The sequence below is a fragment of the Arsukibacterium tuosuense genome, from assembly GCF_900215315.1.
GTDB classification, from domain to species: Bacteria; Pseudomonadota; Gammaproteobacteria; order Enterobacterales; family Alteromonadaceae; genus Alishewanella; species Alishewanella tuosuense.
In genome coordinates, this window is record NZ_OBEB01000005.1 from 302252 (window position 1) to 319634 (window position 17383).

Genomic DNA, 17383 nt, shown 5'->3' on the forward strand with positions numbered 1-17383 from the left:
ATTAAACCCCTGCTAAACTTTTGCTATATTGCTATCCAAAGGCTAAACACCTGATTATTAAATGAGTATCAACAATATTAAGCGTATGATTTTAGAAGCAAGGAAAGGCTCAAAGCAGGATAGGAACTCATAATGGCAGCAGACAATTACCAGCGGATCTGGCAAACGGTATTACTAATCCCCAGCGGCAAGGTGGCCAGTTATGGCCAGATTGCTGATTTGGCCGGCCTGCCCGGCCGCGCCCGTTTAGTTGGTAAAGCCTTGGGCTACGCACCGCCAGAACTGGCTGTGCCCTGGTACCGGGTACTGCGCAGCGACCGCAGCCTGGCGTTTGCACCAGGTAGCGCGACGGCACTGGAGCAACGCCAGTTGCTACTGGCAGAAGGTGTCATGCTGCGCCAGAATCGGGTAGCCAAAGCTGACTTGTGGCAACCCGAGCTGGCGGAGTTATTGTTTAAATTGCAGTATTAGCGTTTTGCCGCTCTGCGCCAGCACAATAGTCCACAACCCAACAGAAGCCAACTTACCGGCATGCTGCCACCAGAGGATTCTGCTACTGCGGCCGGTGGTGGTGGTGGTGGGCTGGCCACCACCGTTATGGTAATACTGGCACTGGCAGCTGCCCCTCTGCCATCAGTAGCGGTAACACTTAGTACTAACTGGCTGGCACTGGCTGGCGCAATAAAGCTGACCGTGCTACTGGCTGCACTTTGCAGACTAACGCTGGGACCGCTTTGCTGTTGCCATTGGTAGCTGATAGAGTCGCCTTCCGGATCCGTTGCCACTGCCGTTAAGGTGACACTTTGCCCTGCATTGACCTGGCGGTTTTCGCCAATACTGACGGTGGGTGGAGTATTCGAGTCGTTGTCCAGAATTGCCAGGGTAAGTTCGGTTATCTCGCCTAACTCACTGCCAGCAATACCGGATAGCCTTAATATGGCGGTTTCATCTTCCTCCAGCAGTTCATCGTCAATAATTTGCAGCACAATTAGCCGCTCGCTGCTATCACCGTCTTGCCAGCTTAGCTCGCCACTGGCTGCCACAATGTCCTCACCCACGGCAGCCGTGCCGCTTTGCAGCTGGTACCCCGCCCGGATAGCACCGTCACTGCCACCCAGCCGGCGCACGGTAACATTAACAGAGGTATCGGCTTCTACCACAGAGACTGCAGACTCTACCAGACTTACCAAACCAGCGCGGGGTGGGTCCTCGCCAAAACGCAGCCGCAGATAAGACGGGCTGTTCAAACTGGCGCCGTTTGCCGGGTCAAATAACCGGACAAACAGCTCACGTTCGGCGTCCAGACCGCGGTCAAGCGTGCTGATACTGAGCGTTTTATTGCTGTTATCGCCAGCCGCCCAGTTTAACCGGCCGGAACTTACCTGGTAATCCAGCTCTGGTTCAGCCCGGCCGGCCAGAATTTCATAGCCGACACTGACTGCAGCACTGCCGCCTGCACGCACTACCTGTAGCTCTGCGACGTCGCCAGGACTCACCCGCAGTTCGTGCTGGCTGAATGACAACGCCCCGGCCTCAGTATTAACGGTGTTATCCCGAAAGACATAAAACCCACTATTGATATCGCTACCCAGAATAAATCCCGACGGTAAATACGGATATACCCCCCACAGGCCATTAAACGCAGCACTGTCAGATGCCGGAAAGGTATCAAAAAAACCAGCCTGCACCGGCGCTGCCGGGTTGGTGATATCGAGGATGGTTAATCCACGTTGATAATTCGACATATAGTAGCGATTACCGCGGATAAAGCCGTTATGATCAATCGCTTTGGTAGGCCCGGTATACGTGGCTGCTAATACCGGCGCCGTTAAATCGGTTAATTCAAACACCCGCACCGTGGTGTTCAGGCCATGATTCGTTTCGTCCAGTTCATCATGCACCAGTAAATATTGCTGATCTTCAGTCCACCACCCTGAATGAACATAGCTGGCCAGGCTATAGGTAAAGTCGGCCAACTCCAGATTGCTGGCGCCACTGATATCCCACAGCTTGATATTCTGCTCATTAAAATCAAATAACACCTGACACTCTGACCGGTCACACTGATTGCTGGCTCGTTGGTCAGTGACCAGCATAGAGGCGACATCATGGCTGTAATTGCTGCGACTGGCACCTGTTTGCAGCCAGTTGGCGTTTAACTGCAACGGATCCGCCAGGCTGTAACTGGCCACTGCCCCGCCCTGCTCAGGCTGGCCGGCAAGGTGCAGCGCCGGTTGCTGGCCGGTTAACGCCGTATTGGTCGTGTAATCAACATTGCTGATATACAAGTTATGCGCGGAGTTGGCCGAGCGGTCAGTGGCCGCCAGTCGCACGCTGCTTGGCAAGTCATTTAAATCGATTATCTGAATACCGTTATTTGCCTCCGACGACACATATGCATAAGCCTGCCAGCGGCCGAGGCTATCATCGAAAAACTGCAGCACTTTAATATCACGCCAGGTGGTATTGCTGCCCGCTATGGTCCCCACTTCTAGCGGGTTAGCCGGATCGACCAGGCTTATCACTGCAGTACCATTGTTCAGGCCAACTAAGCCATACTCAATACCCGTATTGAGATCAGTATGGCCCCAGATATCGTTGGCTGAAGAGGGCGTGGAGCTAAAGTCGGCCAGCGCCAGATGGGCGACCAAATCGATATTTTCGCAGCGATATACTCCAGCCTCACCGGCAACACAGTCGGCACCTTGCTGGCTGTGTTGCAGCGCACTATGCGCCGCCAGTTGCTGGCTGATTTCAGTACCAAAGCGGCCGGGGCCGTCATTAATAATCTGAAAACCACGTTGGTGCAGCCGCTCGACAAACTCGGCAGGCACACCGGTTAGCACCGTCTTATTCAGCTGTGGCGCTTGTTGTAGAAAATGATCAAATCGGTTGTAGCCACCCAGTACCGGCACAATTTCGCTTAACAACAACACGGCATCGTCAGCCGTAGCAAGTTGATACTGGCCCGATGCCACCAGCACCTTATCGCCTTTGCCGGCCTGAGTTAAGGCATAACCTATGGTCCGGCACGGCCGCAACACATCGGCACATCGGCCATTATCGCGGCCGGACTCGGCGACAAAGCGTGCTTTATCGTGTTCGGCATGGGCCTGCACATCGGCACTAAGCCAGCTAATGCAAATTAATGCCATGGTCGTTAACTTACCTGCTGTCTTAATTTGCCAAAAGTAACAAGTGTTCATAAACAGTGCCTGTGTAGTGCAGCTCCTGACATATTTAATGACAACATGCCGGCGCAGTCATATTCGATTTTCACTTTAGTTTAGAGTATTGTTAACCGCAGCTTTACTAAATACAACCCGATTATGAATTCAGTTTCAAAGATAGTTTTTAACAGTTTGCTGGTGTCCTGCCTTAGTATGCTTGGCGGCTGCCAGCCTGATACCAGGTCAAGCAGTGCAAGCCAACTTGCGGTGCAGCTTAGCGGGTATCAGCAGCCAGCCAGTTGTCAGCAATTTATCACTGTTGCTGAGCAGCATTGGCAGCTGCAGCACCTGCGATTTTATTTAAGCGATTTCAGCCTGAACCAACAACCGCTGGCACTGACAACCAACCAATGGCAGCAACCGCGGCTGGCCTTACTCGGCACTGATTGTCAGGGCAACAGCAACTGGCAATTACACTTTGCCAAACCGATACCTGAAGGCCAGTTAAGCTTTACGCTTGGCTTACCCTTTACTGTTAATCATCAGAACCCGCTTACGGCCAACGCCCCGCTTAATCATAGTGAGCTGTTCTGGAGCTGGCAGCTTGGTTACAAGTTCCTGCGTCTTGATTTGCAAGGCCCTGAACATGGCTGGGCATTTCATCTGGGCTCTACCGGTTGTCAGTCATCCAGTGTACTTCGGCCGCCCACCCAACCATGCCGGGCGGCAAATACGGTTAAGGTAACGCTGGATTACCAGCGCGGCCAGCGCCTGCAGTTGGAACTGGCAATGTTACTGGATAAAGTTGCGCTGTTAGCTGACAACAGCTGCATGTCTGACGGCCAGCAAGCCAGTTGTCAGATGCTATTTGGTAATTTAGCTCAGCCAAATTTGTGGCGTATGGTTAGCCCTGATGAACACACTCCCAATGCACACTAATATGCCTTGCCGGGTCGTGATGGCCATAAGTATTTTGCTCGGTATCGTTATACTTGGCAGCTGCAGTAAACCCGCTGAGCCTGCCGGTCAATGGCAATGGCCGTTGCCGCCCGATATGCCGCTGCCACAGGTGCCCACTGAAAACCCGATGACGGCAACCAAAGTAGAATTAGGGCGTTATTTATTCTATGACACTCAGTTATCAGTTAACGGCAAGCAAAGTTGTGCCAGTTGTCATCAGCAACAATTTGCTTTTGCTGAGCCCCGGACACAGTCGGTCGGCAGCACCGGCCAGCAGCATCGGCGCAATGCTCTGGCGTTGGTGAATGTCGCTTATAACAATACCCTGACCTGGGCCCACGATGGCCTGACTGATATTGAACAACAGCTTCTGATCCCCATGTTCAGTGATAACCCGGTTGAACTTGGCATCAGCGGTAAAGAAGCCGAGGTATTGCAACGTTTAACGCGGGCGCCTTATCCACAATTGTTTCAGCAGGCTTTTGGCGAGACGAAACCCGACATGCAGCACGTCGTGCTGGCGCTGGCCAGCTTTGTCAGAAGTTTACTGTCGTTTCAGTCTGACTTTGACCGCTATGCCTACTATAACGATGATGCTGCGCTCAACCCGCTGCAAATCGAAGGAATGAATTTATTTTTTTCTGAACGGCTGGAGTGCCATCACTGCCATGGTGGTTTTAATTTCACTCAGGCTACCAGCCACAGTAAGCAACCTCTGGATTTACGGCCCTTTCACAATACCGGCCTGTACTTTACCCAGTCCGACGATGACCACACAGCGGGCTACCCGCAACATGACCGTGGCCTGGCAGAGATAACCATGAACCCGGCAGACGATGGTCGCTTTCGGGCGCCTACTTTACGTAATATCGCGCTGACCGCACCTTACATGCATGATGGCAGCCTGGCTACGCTGGAGCAGGTAATCGATTTCTATGCTGCCGGTGGCCGGCAGATCACTGACGGCCATGATGCGGGTGATGGCAGACACCATCCCGCCAAAAGTCAGTTTGTCACTGGCTTTGCACTTACCATCAGCGAACGCGCCGCCGTACTGGCATTTTTGCACAGTCTGACTGACTCGCAGTTCATTGCCAATCGGGATCACAGTAACCCCTGGCCGACTTCTCCATAAATACCTTATTCTCTTTTGGTGACAGCTGTGCTATCTGCCGCCAGAAGTGCCAGCGCCGGGGCCTTATATTGATCAGCAATTTGTAACCAAAAAAAACGGCCTGTTATCAGGCCGTTTTGTTAAATGTGATGTATTCAGAATGCTCTTTGCATTCCCGGTATCAGCTTAGTAGTTTTTCTTCGCTACAGTCAGTTGATTGTCAACGCGTTTTACATCATTGGTCTTTTTGGCGATAGCTTCTGCCAAATCTTTCTCAGCATCTGAATCAACTTCGCCTTTAAGCATTACCACACCGTTTTCGACTTCAACATCAATACCGGTACCACTGGTTTCAGACTCAAACAATAAGCGGGTTTTAACAACCGTCGCTACTTTTGCATCGGTTAAACCACTACCGTCATCGTCGTGGTCTTTCTTATTCCGCATATGCTTTTCATTTGATACCGTTAGCTTATTGTCGACAGATGAAACACCATCCAGATTTTCAACCAATTCGGCAGCAAGCGCTTTATCAACTTCTCTGTCCACCTTACCGGTTAATGTTACTTTACCGTTTTTAACATCAGTGTTGATGTCAAAAGAATTAAGGTTGCCGTTTAACAATAAAGTTGTTTCAGCTTTACCATCTATCCATGCGTCTTTGGCACCATCTTTCCAATCATTAGCGTTTGCTGCAACTGACGTACCTGCCAGCGCTACGGTCATCATTACTGCTAAAGTAGTACGTTTCATATATTCACTCCTTTGTTGTGAGACATAAATACCATTGCCAGTTTAATGCCAACTTCCAGGAAACCTCTAAGTTATTGTTTTATCAAAATACGTAACTTTCTCATTCATTTAGTGTTAATTTTTTGATTGTATTTTTAACCAGCTTACCGGTAAATATTTCATATTTTACTGTTTAACAGCAACGGGCAAAGTTGATCAGTCACAATTTGCAGACCCGCCGTTAAGTTCGCCAGTGCTTTGGCATTGCCAGCCTGAGTCAGACCGCGGTTCAACCGCTTAAAAGTATCTAGTTGCCAGCGAAGTTGTTGTGGCAATTCCGCCAGCCAGCTTTGCTTTTCATTACCAGGCTCAGCAGAATAGCTGCGGTACCATTGGCAGATTGCATTGACATTCTGGTCAGTAGTAACTTTAACATTGTCAGCAGCAGTAAATGTTGCTGCCTGCTGATGCAATAATTCCAACTCAATAAAATAACGACGAATGTTCGTGTCGCTTACTAAAGGCGCCGTGCGTTGATAGAACAACCGGGCCTGTTCACTTACTGCCAGCACCAAGCTCAAAATGGCCTGATCACCTGTACTGTGCTTTACTGTTTTTGGGTCATATGCCAGCACAATTCCGCCTCCTTAAACATCAATTCCCATTAGTTCATATTCAATTCATATACCAAGTTTAAACTTATGATTTCAAATGATATTATTACACTGCATTTCACTTCAAAGTATATTTCAGTAAATTTTACTGATGGCCATTGTTAATTTTACATTGCTGGATTAGAGTAGTGCACCACTACAGGGAGTGACGCCATGAGCAAACCCAGGTTATTTATTCATCTGCGTGACCCGGAACTCGCTGAAAAGTTATTGCAATCACCGGCAGTAAGACAGTTTGTTATTATTAAAAGCAGCGATAGTTCAGCCTGGTCTGAGCAACTTCAGCAACAAGAATGCGATCTGGCTGTTATAGAGTCTGACGAATGCGACAATGATGATTATCAGCGTCTGCTGGTAAGTAAAATTTTAACCGAAATTGATTTTATTTTTATCAGTAGCGGCACGCCAAATGAACTGCTTGATACCTTAATGCGACGCGGGGCTGGCTACCATTTCCGGGCGCCACTCGATTTCGGCTCAGTTATTGACACCCTGCAGGATTTCTATCAGCAACTCAGCACTGAACGCAAACAGGTTAAAGCCACGTCCAGTGAACTTGATCAATTTGGCATGCTGGTCGGGTCTTCTAAACCGATGCTGAAACTGTACCGAACCATCCGAAAAGTTGCGATTACTGAAGCTAACGTGTTGATTGTCGGTGAAAGTGGTGCCGGCAAAGAACTGGTTGCCAACACGCTGCACCTGGCCAGTTTACGGGCCGATAAACCTTTTGTTGCTATTAACTGTGGTGCACTCAGCCCCGAGCTGATTGACAGTGAGTTGTTTGGTCATATTAAAGGGGCATTTACCGGTGCCCATCGTGATCATCAGGGTGTATTTGCCCAGGCAGAAGGCGGCACCCTGTTTCTGGACGAAATTACTGAAATGCCAATTGAGCAACAGGTAAAATTGTTGCGGGTGCTGGAAAATGGTGAATACCGGCCGGTTGGCAGTGATAAAACCTTTACCGCCAACGTACGGATAGCCGCCGCAACTAACCGTGATCCGATGCACGCTATCGCCGAAGACATGCTGCGGGAAGATCTCTATTTCCGGTTGGCTCAATTCCCTGTTGCTGTGCCATCACTGCGTGATCGGGATGAAGATATTATTGGCCTTGCTCAACATTTTCTGGCTTACCGCAACGTGCAGGAACAACAAAGCAAACAGTTTTCAGCAGAAGCGCAAACCCTGATTGCCACTCATAGCTGGCCTGGCAATGTCAGGGAATTAAAACATGCGGTTGAACGGGCCTATATTCTGGCTGACAACACTATTGAACCAGAACATTTATTGCTGGATGAACCACATATTGATGCCAATGATGACTCGGTAGCAGATGCTATCCCAACCGGGGTGCGCTTAGATGAACTAGAAAAAGCAGCAATATTACGCACTCTGGCCAAAAATGGCGGCAATAAAACCGACACTGCTCAGCAACTGGGCGTTAGCGTGAAAACCTTGTATAACAAACTGGAAAAATACCAGCTCGAGCGGTGATATTGCGGTTCAGACTTCACTAGTCGTAATAAAAAAACAAAAAAGCCACTGCAGTACTGCAGTGGCTTTTTTTCTGTTAGAGCTAGTACTACATCTTAGGCGTTCGGCCTCTTAATGCACCTGCCAATAGTGATATAACCAGCAACACAATAAAAATAAAGAAAATAATTTTAGCAATACCTGCTGCAGCCCCGGCGACACCGCCAAAACCCAGTACGCCTGCAATTAACGCGATAACTAAAAAGGTTAATGCCCATCCTAACATCTTTGCTCCTTAGTGCATGATTCGCACTTTGCCTGAAATATTCCCTTTACTTAATGCGAATGGCGTGCCAACAACGCATAAAAAAACAAGTCATTGATTTTAAAGATTTATAGCGATTACAAATGAGCAAGAGCGAAAGGTATTATGAAAAGTTAGAAATAATTACTTACCGTCAGGTAACTTTTTCCTGACAATTATTTATTATGCTGCGCTTCACTGTCTGCGCTGAGTAATATTCTCCAGTAAGGTAATAATTCAAAATGCGAGGCAATAATTTTCAGACATACCAGCAAAGGAATCGCGATTAGCACCCCCACGGCTCCCCAAATCCAGCCCCAGACAAACATCCAGATAACTACCAACAGCGGGTTCATATTAAAACGCTTACCTAACGCCATCGGCGTCACCAGCTGCGACTCTATAACGTTTAATATCAAAAAGGCTGTGGGAACTAACAACGCCTGGCCGGGACTTTGAAACTCGACAAAACCCACTGCAGTCAGTAATACGGTTAGTATAAAAGGCCCGAGATAAGGGGCAAAATTTAACACCGTAGCTAACACCCCCCATAACAGCGGATCGGCCACACCTAACATACTCAGCACAGCAAATGTTGCGACGCCCAGCATGGTGTTAATCACTGCAATTACCAGCACATAGCGGCTAATATCGTGCTCTATAGTCTGATACATTTTCACCAGGTTTTTCTTTTCATGCAATGTTGATGCGCCACGAACAATATTTCGCAGCAACGTGCCGCCAAATACCAGAAATAAGTAGGTGAGAATGATTACTGTCGCCAGTTGAAACAGCATCATAGCTGTCGTTTGTGCCAGCATCGATATCAAAGGCAGGAAGCCAGAGCCTAATGCTGAGTCGAACGGACTTTTGTCATCTTCATTGTCTGGTAACATTGAAGATTTCAACGAGTCAAGTGAACCCGCCATATCATCTACCTGCAGTGCAAGTTTACTACTTAACAGTGGCAACCTTTCCAACCAGGCCGATGCCGGACTGTAGAGCAGACTGATACCATAGCCGACACCCATTACGATCAGAGTAAGGATTAATAATGAAGCCAAAGGCTTAGGAAATTTCAAACGAGCTAAAAATCTGACGGCAGGGCTGGCAAACAGCGCGATAAAGGCTGCCAGAATAATAGGCAGCAATAAACTGCGGCAAAAGTAAAATGTATAGATAACAGCCAGCACTGCCAGTATCTTTAACGCCAGTTCCGCATTTAAACGACTTGGCCTGGCAGGTAACGGCGCCTCATTCAATGGCAAAGCTCCAGAGAAACCACCCTATACTAAACGTCGCAGCCACTGAAGCGCTCCAAGACCACGCATCGTTTTAACAACTGCGTTATGCCGCAGTTGCATCAGCATACCGGCACTAAAGCTCAGAGTCAGGCCCGGAGCCGACCCTAAAAACTGCTTACAACGCTGACCCGACAAAAATAAGAACGCATGTCGTAATTGCTGGTGATGCTGAAACTGTTCCGTGCAATGCTGGAGTTTCAATTTATCTTTTTTAATCAGCAGATCGATTAGCACTATTGCCTCCTGTAGGTTCAGCAGTGAACCTAAGTATGCCTTTAACCTGTGCCATAGTATTACTGAAGCCAACCTGTTTCAGAGAATACCGCATGTTCCGCAAACACCAATACAACATAGCTACCTGCACAACGAATAGTAGTAGTGCAGTCAACGGCACTGACGCTGTTCCCTGATACAACAGATAGCCAGCAAACACCAGTACCGAACCCCACAACATTACTACTCCTGCACCAAGGGCTACCAGCAAACCCGCCGCCAGCATTAAACTACGGCGTGATAACGCCATTTCGGCGCTGGCTGTTTGCTTGGTAATTTGCGTTTGCTGCTTGTACTGCTCGGCAGTCAGGCTGAGTAAGGCAGCTATCTCAGTTAACTGAGCCATTACTTTTTCTGGCAATGGCTCAGAGGCCGCTTGTTGCGGCTCCGTGTCCCGAGATTCAGCCATAATTAATTGCCGCGGCGTAGCAGGGCGCTAACCAACATACCTGCGGCAAAGGCAATACCAGCAGCCGCTAACGGATTCTCATGGGCAAACTGTTTGCTACGCTCGTATGAGCTTTGCATCTGCATTTTCAGCTCTTCCTGTTTCTGATCGATGGTCGCTTTTGAGCTGGCAGCGGTTTTACGTAAAGAATCTTCGGCCGTTGCCGCTTTTTCCGCCATTGCATCCACCGCGTGGTGAGCGGCTTCCGATGCTTTTTCTGTTACAGGCGAGTTAATCGCCGCATTACTGGTTGAATTGCCTGCTGTTGCAGTACGACCTTGAGTTGTAGCCATTGTAAACCTCCTGCTTGTTTAACGAAGACACTCGCTGTACTAGAGCACTTTGCTTCAGGCACAGCTGTATCAATAATTGTTACCCAGGTATGCTGCAAAGCTTGTGCCAGAACAAAAATAAAAAATTAAGCCAATATAAACATAAGCTTATAGTAAAGGCATAGTGCAGAGACTGTGAACACCAGTTCAGTATAGTGTAGAAGTTACCTGATAACAGTAAACATTACAGGCATCAGTTAAATAAAAAGCCAGACTGAAGTCTGGCTTTTATCGTCTGAAAAGAGTTACTTATCGTGCTGTAAACGCATATGAGGAAACAGAATAACATCGCGGATAGAGGCTGCGTCAGCTAACAGCATCACTAACCGGTCAATGCCAATACCCTGACCTGCGGTTGGTGGCAAGCCATGTTCCAGTGCAGTAACAAAGTCTTCATCGTAAAACATTGCTTCATCGTCACCGGCATCTTTTTGTGCGACCTGCTCACGAAAACGCTCGGCCTGATCTTCAGCATCATTTAACTCGCTAAAGCCATTGCCGAGTTCACGGCCACCAATGAAAAACTCAAAGCGGTCGGTGATTTCCGGGTTATGGTCATTGCGCCGGGCCAGCGGTGAAACTTCTGCCGGGTATTCGGTAATAAAGGTCGGGTGGCGCAGCTTGGTTTCGACCAGCTCATCAAACACTTCCATTAAAATCCGGCCATGGCCATAGTTGGCTTTAACTTCAATTTTCAGGCTTTTTGCCAGCTCTGCCACCGCTTCGCGCGTGGCCAACTGTTCTTTGGTCACGGTTGGGTTGTAATGAAGAATAGACTCGGTCACTGACATCCGGGCAAATGGCTTGCCGAAGTCGAACACTTCGCCCTGATAAGGCACTTCAGTGCTGCCCAGCACGTCAAGTGCCAGACCACGGAACAGTTTTTCCGTTAAATCCATCAGGTCATTGTAGTCGGCATAGGCCCAGTAAAACTCCAGCATGGTGAACTCCGGGTTATGCCGGGTCGATACGCCTTCATTGCGAAAGTTACGGTTCAGCTCAAACACCTTCTCAAAACCACCTACCACTAACCGCTTTAAGTACAACTCAGGCGCAATACGCAAAAACATCTGCATATCCAGTGCATTATGGTGAGTTTCAAACGGCCGGGCTGAGGCGCCACCCGGAATAGCCTGCAGCATTGGCGTTTCCACTTCTAAAAAGCCGTGATCATTAAAAAAGCGCCGGATATAAGCCACGGTTTTGCTGCGCACCAGAAAAGTATGGCGCGACTGCTCGTTGGAAATTAAATCCAGGTAACGCTGGCGGTAACGCGCTTCGTTGTCGGATAGACCGTGGAATTTATCAGGCAGGGGCCGCAGCGCTTTAGTAAGCAAGCGGATATCGCTAAGCCATACCGTTAACTCGCCAGTCTGGGTTTTAAATAAGTGGCCGGTAGCACCGATAATATCGCCTAAATCCCACTTTTTAAATTGCTCGTTGTATACGCCTTCAGCCAGGCTGTCGCGGGCGACATACAGCTGAATTTTCCCGCCCATGTCAGCAATGGTAGTAAAGCTGGCTTTGCCCATAATCCGGCGGGTCATAATGCGGCCGCCTAAACTTACGGTAATCTTCTGCGCTTCCAACTCTTCCTTGGTTAAGTGATCGTATTTGGCTATCAGCTCAGAAGAGATACTGTCACGACGAAAATCGTTCGGGAACATAAAGCCGTCGGCGCGCAGCCCGGCTAATTTATGTTTTCGCTCAGCAATCAGCTTGTTAACGTCCTGAATTTCGTCATGTGGGTTCTGCTGTTCAGCCATTTTTGATTCCTGAGTCAAGTGAGTATTAGCGTTATTTAACTTACAAACCGGCTTTTAAGCTGGCTTCAATAAATTTGTCGAGATTGCCGTCCAGTACCGCCTGGGTATTGCGAGTTTCAATACCGGTGCGTAAATCTTTAATCCGTGAATCGTCCAACACATAAGAGCGGATTTGACTGCCCCAGCCGATGTCCGATTTGGTATCTTCCAGCGCCTGCTTTTCGGCATTCTGCTTTTGCAGCTCAAACTCATACAGCTTGGCACGCAATTGCTTGTAAGCATTGTCACGGTTTTTGTGCTGTGAGCGATCGTTCTGGCACTGTACTACTATATTGGTCGGTAAGTGGGTAATTCGTACCGCAGAGTCGGTCCGGTTAACGTGCTGACCACCGGCACCCGACGCCCGATATGTATCGATACGTAAATCTGCCGGGTTAATGTCGATTTCAATATCGTCGTCAATTTCCGGCGCCACAAATACCGAGGCAAAAGAGGTATGGCGACGGTTACCTGAGTCAAACGGGCTTTTGCGCACTAAACGGTGCACGCCGGTTTCGGTACGTAACCAACCATAGGCGTAATCGCCGGAAAACTTAATAGTACAGCCCTTAATACCGGCGACATCACCATCGGTGACTTCATACAGTTCCGGCTTAAAGCCTTTGTCTTCACCCCAGCGTAGGTACATACGCATCAGCATGCTAGCCCAGTCCTGCGCTTCAGTACCGCCTGAGCCCGCCTGGATATCCAGATAGCAGTCGTTCTGATCATTTTTACCAGAGAACATCCGCCGGAACTCCAGCAAGGCCAGCTGTTGTTCCAGCCCGGCTAATTCTGTTTTTGCTTCTTCGAAGGTTTCTTCGTCTTCCGCTTCTACCGCCAGTTCGACCAGGCCAGCCACATCTTCCAGCCCCTGATCCAGCCGGTCGATGGTCCCCACCACCTGCTCCAGCGCTGAACGCTCTTTGCCCAGTGCCTGGGCTTTTTCCGGGTTATTCCAGACGGCGGAGTCTTCCAGTTCGCGCGAAACTTCTTCTAAGCGCTCTTTTCTGCCATCATAGTCAAAGATACCCCCGAAGCACGTTAGTGCGCTCAGTCAGATCTTTAATGCTATTGTTCACCGGATTCACTTCAAACATGGATTATCTCAGGCCTTAAAACGGTCGAAAAAATTGTTGCGGATTATAGCAAAGATATGGCTGGCAGTGCAGCCATCTATTGATGTTTTTCTTAAGCAGCTTGCCGGCCTTGCCTGGTAGCAAAACCGGCAGAGTTAACTTAGTGCTGTCATATAGCGAACAATAAGTTGCAGATTTTGCTGCTCGCGGTATTCATTAATATCCAGCTGATAGGCCAGCCGGACTTTTTTGACGTTAACATCAGGCCAGGTTTTATTATCGGCATTAAACCAGATAGCATCCACTAACAGGCCATTTGGTCCCTGCAACATCAATTTCAGGTGACGCTCTGCCAGCATCTTCTGGCTGATTAAGCTGAATTCGCCATCAAATACCGGCTCTGGAAATGCCTGGCCCCAGGGACCGGCGTTTTGCAGCAATTGAGCAAAACCAATATCAAAACAATCAGCTTCCAACTCACCATCGCTGTATATCACCGCTGTCAGTTGCTCGGCAGTTAAATGCTTTTTAGCGGTCAGGCTCAGCGCCAGCTGAAAAGTCTCCAGCCGCTCAGCGGCAATGGTTAACCCCGCCGCCATGGCATGGCCGCCAAATTTCTTAATCAGCCCGGGATACTGACTGGCAATTTCTTCCAGCAAGTCGCGGATATGTAAACCGGGAATAGAACGAGCCGAGCCTTTCAGCTCGCCGTTGTCACCCTCGGCAAACACGATAGTCGGCCGGTGAAACTGCTCTTTTATCCGGCCGGCTAAAATACCAATAACACCCTGATGCCAATCATTGCGATACAAACACAGACATTCGGGCAGGCTGCTACCATCAAACGACAGCTTGCTTAAAAACGCCTGGGCTTCCAGCTGCATACTTTGCTCTATCGCCCGTCGCTCAACATTCAGCGCATCCAGCTCGGCCGCATACTGACGGGCTAAACCCAGCTCAGGTGCCAGCAGACAGCTTATGCCAAGCGCCATATCGTCCAGCCGGCCGGCTGCATTTAACCTGGGTGCCAGCGAGAAGCCAAAGTCGCTGGCGGTCAGTTTTTCAGCGCGGCGATTGGCAACATCAATTAATGCCTGAATACCGGGCCGGCATTTGCCATTGCGAATCCGCATTAACCCCTGATGCACCAGAATTCGGTTATTGGTATCCAGCGGCACCACATCAGCTACGGTACCCAGCGCAACCAGATCAAGCAGTTCAGCAATATTGGGCTCGTTCAGGCCTTTGTCAGTAAAGTACTTATTTGCGCGTAAGCCTGCCCGTAAGGCCATTAACAGATAAAACGCTACCCCTACCCCGGCCAGCGCTTTACTGGGGAAAGTACAACCGGGTTGGTTCGGGTTAACGATAGCATCGGCATTAGGCAGAGTATTACCAGCAAGGTGATGATCGGTAACCAACACCTTTACTCCGGCTTTTTTTGCCAGCGCCACCCCTTCTACCGCCGAAATACCGTTATCGACGGTAATAATCAGTTCAGCGCCCTGCGCCACCACTAATTCAGCCAGTTCCGGTGTAAGGCCATAACCGTACTCAAACCGGTTAGGCACCATATATTCCAGGTATTTAAAACCAAAGGCTTTTAAGCCGGCCATCAGCACGGCAGTACTGGTTGCGCCGTCGGCATCAAAATCACCGACAATCACGATATGTTGCTGTTGTTGCAAGGCATTGGTTAACAGTTGCACCGCCGCATCAATACCTTTCAACGCACTGAAGGGAAGTAAGCCGGCTGCGCCCCGCTCAAGCTCTGAGCTACTGCTAATCCCGCGATTCTGATATAACCGGCGCAGCACCGGATGCAGGTTCTGCGCGATAACCTCACCGGATACCGGCTCGCGCCGGCTGATTTGTTTTAACTGCACACCTGATACCTGCTTTATGGTTCTATTTTAAATATAACGTCGTTTGTTTTAGTTTTACGCTGAAGCAATGACAAAAGCAGCAATATTATTTTGCCTCTAACTGCTGCAGCAAGCCTGCAACAGGTTGGTAACCAGGAATAATCCGGCCACTTGCCAGGATTAGCGCTGGCGTACCATTAATGCCAAATGACTGACCCAGTTCATAGTGCTGTTTAACCGGGTTGTCGCACATGGTCGGTGGGTTGCGTTTGCCGTCTTTGGCCAGGTCCATCGCTTTTTGCTGATTACGTGAACACCACAGGTGCTGCATTTCCAGGGCAGTTTTACTGTTTAAGCCACCCCGTGGAAACGCCAGATAACGGATTGTTACGCCGGCATTATTGTAGTCTTTCATTTCACTATGCAATTTCTGACAATAGCCACAGGTCGGGTCGGTAAAAGCGTACACAATATGCTTTTCGTCTTTAGCCTTGTATTCAATATAGCTGTCGGCTACCCCAGGCAGTTGCTCACTGACATAGTTGCGCATCTGCACATCATTGACCAGCTCTTGCTGCTGTAAATCGTAAATATTGCCTTCAATAAAAAACCGGCCATCAGTGCTGGTGAAAAATAAACCGCGCTGGGTAAAAACCTGCAATAAACCGGGCATTGGACTGTTGGCAACGGCATTGACCTGCAAACCAAGCGGTGCCAGGCTTTGTGAAATTTCTGACAGCTCTGGCGCGTCGCCTTGTTGCTGCGCCATCACAGCGGAACTAAAACCAACACTAAAGCTTAAAATGCCCAGAGTAAGGGCGCCTGATAACCAGTTTTTCATACACTTTCCTAATTGGCGTAGCTGATAATCATTAGCCACGCGGATGATGTTGTTGATGCAGCCGTTGCAAACGTGCCTGAGCTACATGGGTATAAATTTGGGTTGTTGATAAATCACTGTGTCCCAGCAACATTTGTACTACCCGCAAATCAGCGCCATGGTTCAGTAAATGAGTGGCAAACGCATGACGCAGGGTGTGCGGCGACAGCTCGGCCTGAATGCCCGCTACTTTCGCATAAAACTTAATCCGGTGCCAGAAGGTTTGCCGGGTCATCTGGCTGCCGCGGCTACTGGCAAACACTAAATTACTGTCCCCTTTAACAATATCTGCCCGGGCCTGACGCAAATAACGGCTGAGCCAATCCTGGGCATCTTCCCCCATTGGTACCAGTCGCTCTTTACTGCCTTTACCCAGCACTCTAAGCACGCCCTGGTTAATACTCACTTGCTGCAGGGTCAGGCTAATCAGCTCAGTTACCCGCAAGCCACAGGCATACAGCAGTTCCAGCATCGCTTTGTCCCGGAACTGGATCAGCTCATTGCAATCAGGCGCCTGCAGCAGCGCTTCTACATCCTGCTCAGATAGGGTTTTAGGCAAACTACGGCCGATTTTCGGGTTTACCAGCTCGGTTACCGGGTTGGTGGCACAACGGCCGGTTTTATGATAATGCCGGTAAAAGCGGCGTAAACTGCTTAACATGCGCGAACTGCTGCGGGGGCTGACTTGCTGCTGATAGCGCTTAGCCAGAAACTGGTTAATCAACTGGCTATCGGCGTTCAATAATTGCTGCTGCTCAGTGGCCAGAAAACGGGCAAACAGGGTTAAATCGCTACCATAGGCACTGAGGGTATGCGGGCTAACGTCTTTTTCCAGCCAAAGCTGATCTAAAAACTGGCTAATCAGTTCAGCGTCGGCAGCAAAAACCGTGGCAAAATGAGCGTCGTAGTGGTCAGCAGTCATGTTGGGCAGCGAAGTAAAACATGGCACCATGTTACCCGAACT

Annotated in this window: 17 protein-coding genes; 4 read left to right on the forward strand and 13 right to left on the reverse strand. The window is 49.2% G+C overall.

Annotated features, from left to right (window positions below; genetic code table 11):
* Positions 1–132: 132 nt before the first annotated feature.
* Entirely contained in the window at positions 133–471 is a 339-nt protein-coding gene (locus CRO03_RS12280) for an MGMT family protein (protein WP_097111916.1), read from the forward strand.
* Here CRO03_RS12280 and CRO03_RS12285 read toward each other — a convergent pair.
* On the reverse strand, positions 468–3206 hold the full coding sequence (locus CRO03_RS12285) for a choice-of-anchor B family protein (protein ID WP_097111917.1): 2739 nt from the start codon (positions 3204–3206) through the stop codon (positions 468–470). The two genes, CRO03_RS12280 and CRO03_RS12285, sit on opposite strands and share 4 nt — an antisense overlap.
* Before the next feature lie 123 nt (positions 3207–3329).
* On the opposite strand from CRO03_RS12285, the gene CRO03_RS12290 reads away from it, so the two are divergent.
* Positions 3330–4109 carry an MbnP family copper-binding protein gene (locus tag CRO03_RS12290; RefSeq protein WP_212682413.1) on the forward strand — a complete coding sequence of 260 codons (780 nt, stop codon included), beginning with the start codon at positions 3330–3332 and terminating at the stop codon, positions 4107–4109.
* Positions 4084–5265, forward strand: coding sequence for an MbnH family di-heme enzyme (locus CRO03_RS12295; RefSeq protein WP_245861639.1), 1182 nt, complete (start codon positions 4084–4086; stop codon positions 5263–5265). Before CRO03_RS12290 ends, CRO03_RS12295 begins: the two co-directional genes overlap by 26 nt.
* 165 nt (positions 5266–5430) lie before the next feature.
* On the opposite strand, the gene CRO03_RS12300 is transcribed toward CRO03_RS12295, so the two are convergent.
* A complete protein-coding gene (locus CRO03_RS12300; protein WP_097111919.1) occupies positions 5431–5997 on the reverse strand; it encodes a BON domain-containing protein in 567 nt (188 codons plus the stop codon).
* Positions 5998–6155: 158 nt separating this feature from the next.
* On the reverse strand, positions 6156–6611 hold the full coding sequence (locus CRO03_RS12305) for a hypothetical protein (RefSeq protein ID WP_097111920.1): 456 nt from the start codon (positions 6609–6611) through the stop codon (positions 6156–6158).
* A 192-nt stretch (positions 6612–6803) separates the two neighbouring features.
* Between CRO03_RS12305 and CRO03_RS12310 the strand changes: the two genes are divergently transcribed.
* Positions 6804–8150 carry a sigma-54 interaction domain-containing protein gene (locus tag CRO03_RS12310; protein ID WP_097111921.1) on the forward strand — a complete coding sequence of 449 codons (1347 nt, stop codon included), beginning with the start codon at positions 6804–6806 and terminating at the stop codon, positions 8148–8150.
* A gap of 88 nt (positions 8151–8238) precedes the next feature.
* Here CRO03_RS12310 and CRO03_RS12315 read toward each other — a convergent pair whose 3' ends face one another.
* From CRO03_RS12315 to xerD, 10 genes are all read right to left on the reverse strand, one after another.
* Positions 8239–8415 carry a DUF1328 family protein gene (locus tag CRO03_RS12315; protein WP_097111922.1) on the reverse strand — a complete coding sequence of 59 codons (177 nt, stop codon included), beginning with the start codon at positions 8413–8415 and terminating at the stop codon, positions 8239–8241.
* Between the two features lie 194 nt (positions 8416–8609).
* Entirely contained in the window at positions 8610–9695 is a 1086-nt protein-coding gene (locus tag CRO03_RS12320; RefSeq protein ID WP_170949009.1) for an AI-2E family transporter, read from the reverse strand.
* A gap of 24 nt (positions 9696–9719) precedes the next feature.
* Positions 9720–9971, reverse strand: coding sequence for a hypothetical protein (locus CRO03_RS12325; RefSeq protein ID WP_097111924.1), 252 nt, complete (start codon positions 9969–9971; stop codon positions 9720–9722).
* Positions 9949–10419 (reverse strand): hypothetical protein, encoded by a 471-nt coding sequence (locus CRO03_RS12330; RefSeq protein ID WP_097111925.1) that lies wholly within the window; start codon positions 10417–10419, stop codon positions 9949–9951. Before CRO03_RS12330 ends, CRO03_RS12325 begins: the two co-directional genes overlap by 23 nt.
* Positions 10420–10421: 2 nt before the next feature.
* Complete coding sequence (locus CRO03_RS12335; RefSeq protein ID WP_097111926.1) at positions 10422–10751, reverse strand: DUF883 family protein; 330 nt, start codon at positions 10749–10751, stop codon at positions 10422–10424.
* A gap of 284 nt (positions 10752–11035) precedes the next feature.
* Positions 11036–12556, reverse strand: a complete 1521-nt coding sequence (gene lysS / locus CRO03_RS12340) for a lysine--tRNA ligase (RefSeq protein WP_097111927.1) — start codon at positions 12554–12556, stop codon at positions 11036–11038.
* 40 nt (positions 12557–12596) lie between these two features.
* Positions 12597–13695 (reverse strand): peptide chain release factor 2 gene (gene prfB / locus CRO03_RS12345; RefSeq protein WP_097111928.1). Its coding sequence is split into 2 segments (ribosomal slippage): positions 12597–13619 and positions 13621–13695, totalling 1098 coding nucleotides; the frame shifts between segments, so codons are not numbered across the junction.
* Between the two features lie 134 nt (positions 13696–13829).
* Entirely contained in the window at positions 13830–15560 is a 1731-nt protein-coding gene (gene recJ / locus CRO03_RS12350) for a single-stranded-DNA-specific exonuclease RecJ (RefSeq protein ID WP_097111929.1), read from the reverse strand.
* A gap of 85 nt (positions 15561–15645) precedes the next feature.
* Complete coding sequence (gene dsbC / locus CRO03_RS12355) at positions 15646–16380, reverse strand: bifunctional protein-disulfide isomerase/oxidoreductase DsbC (RefSeq protein ID WP_097111930.1); 735 nt, start codon at positions 16378–16380, stop codon at positions 15646–15648.
* Between the two features lie 31 nt (positions 16381–16411).
* Complete coding sequence (gene xerD, locus CRO03_RS12360) at positions 16412–17341, reverse strand: site-specific tyrosine recombinase XerD (RefSeq protein WP_097111931.1); 930 nt, start codon at positions 17339–17341, stop codon at positions 16412–16414.
* Between the last annotated feature and the right edge of the window lie 42 nt (positions 17342–17383).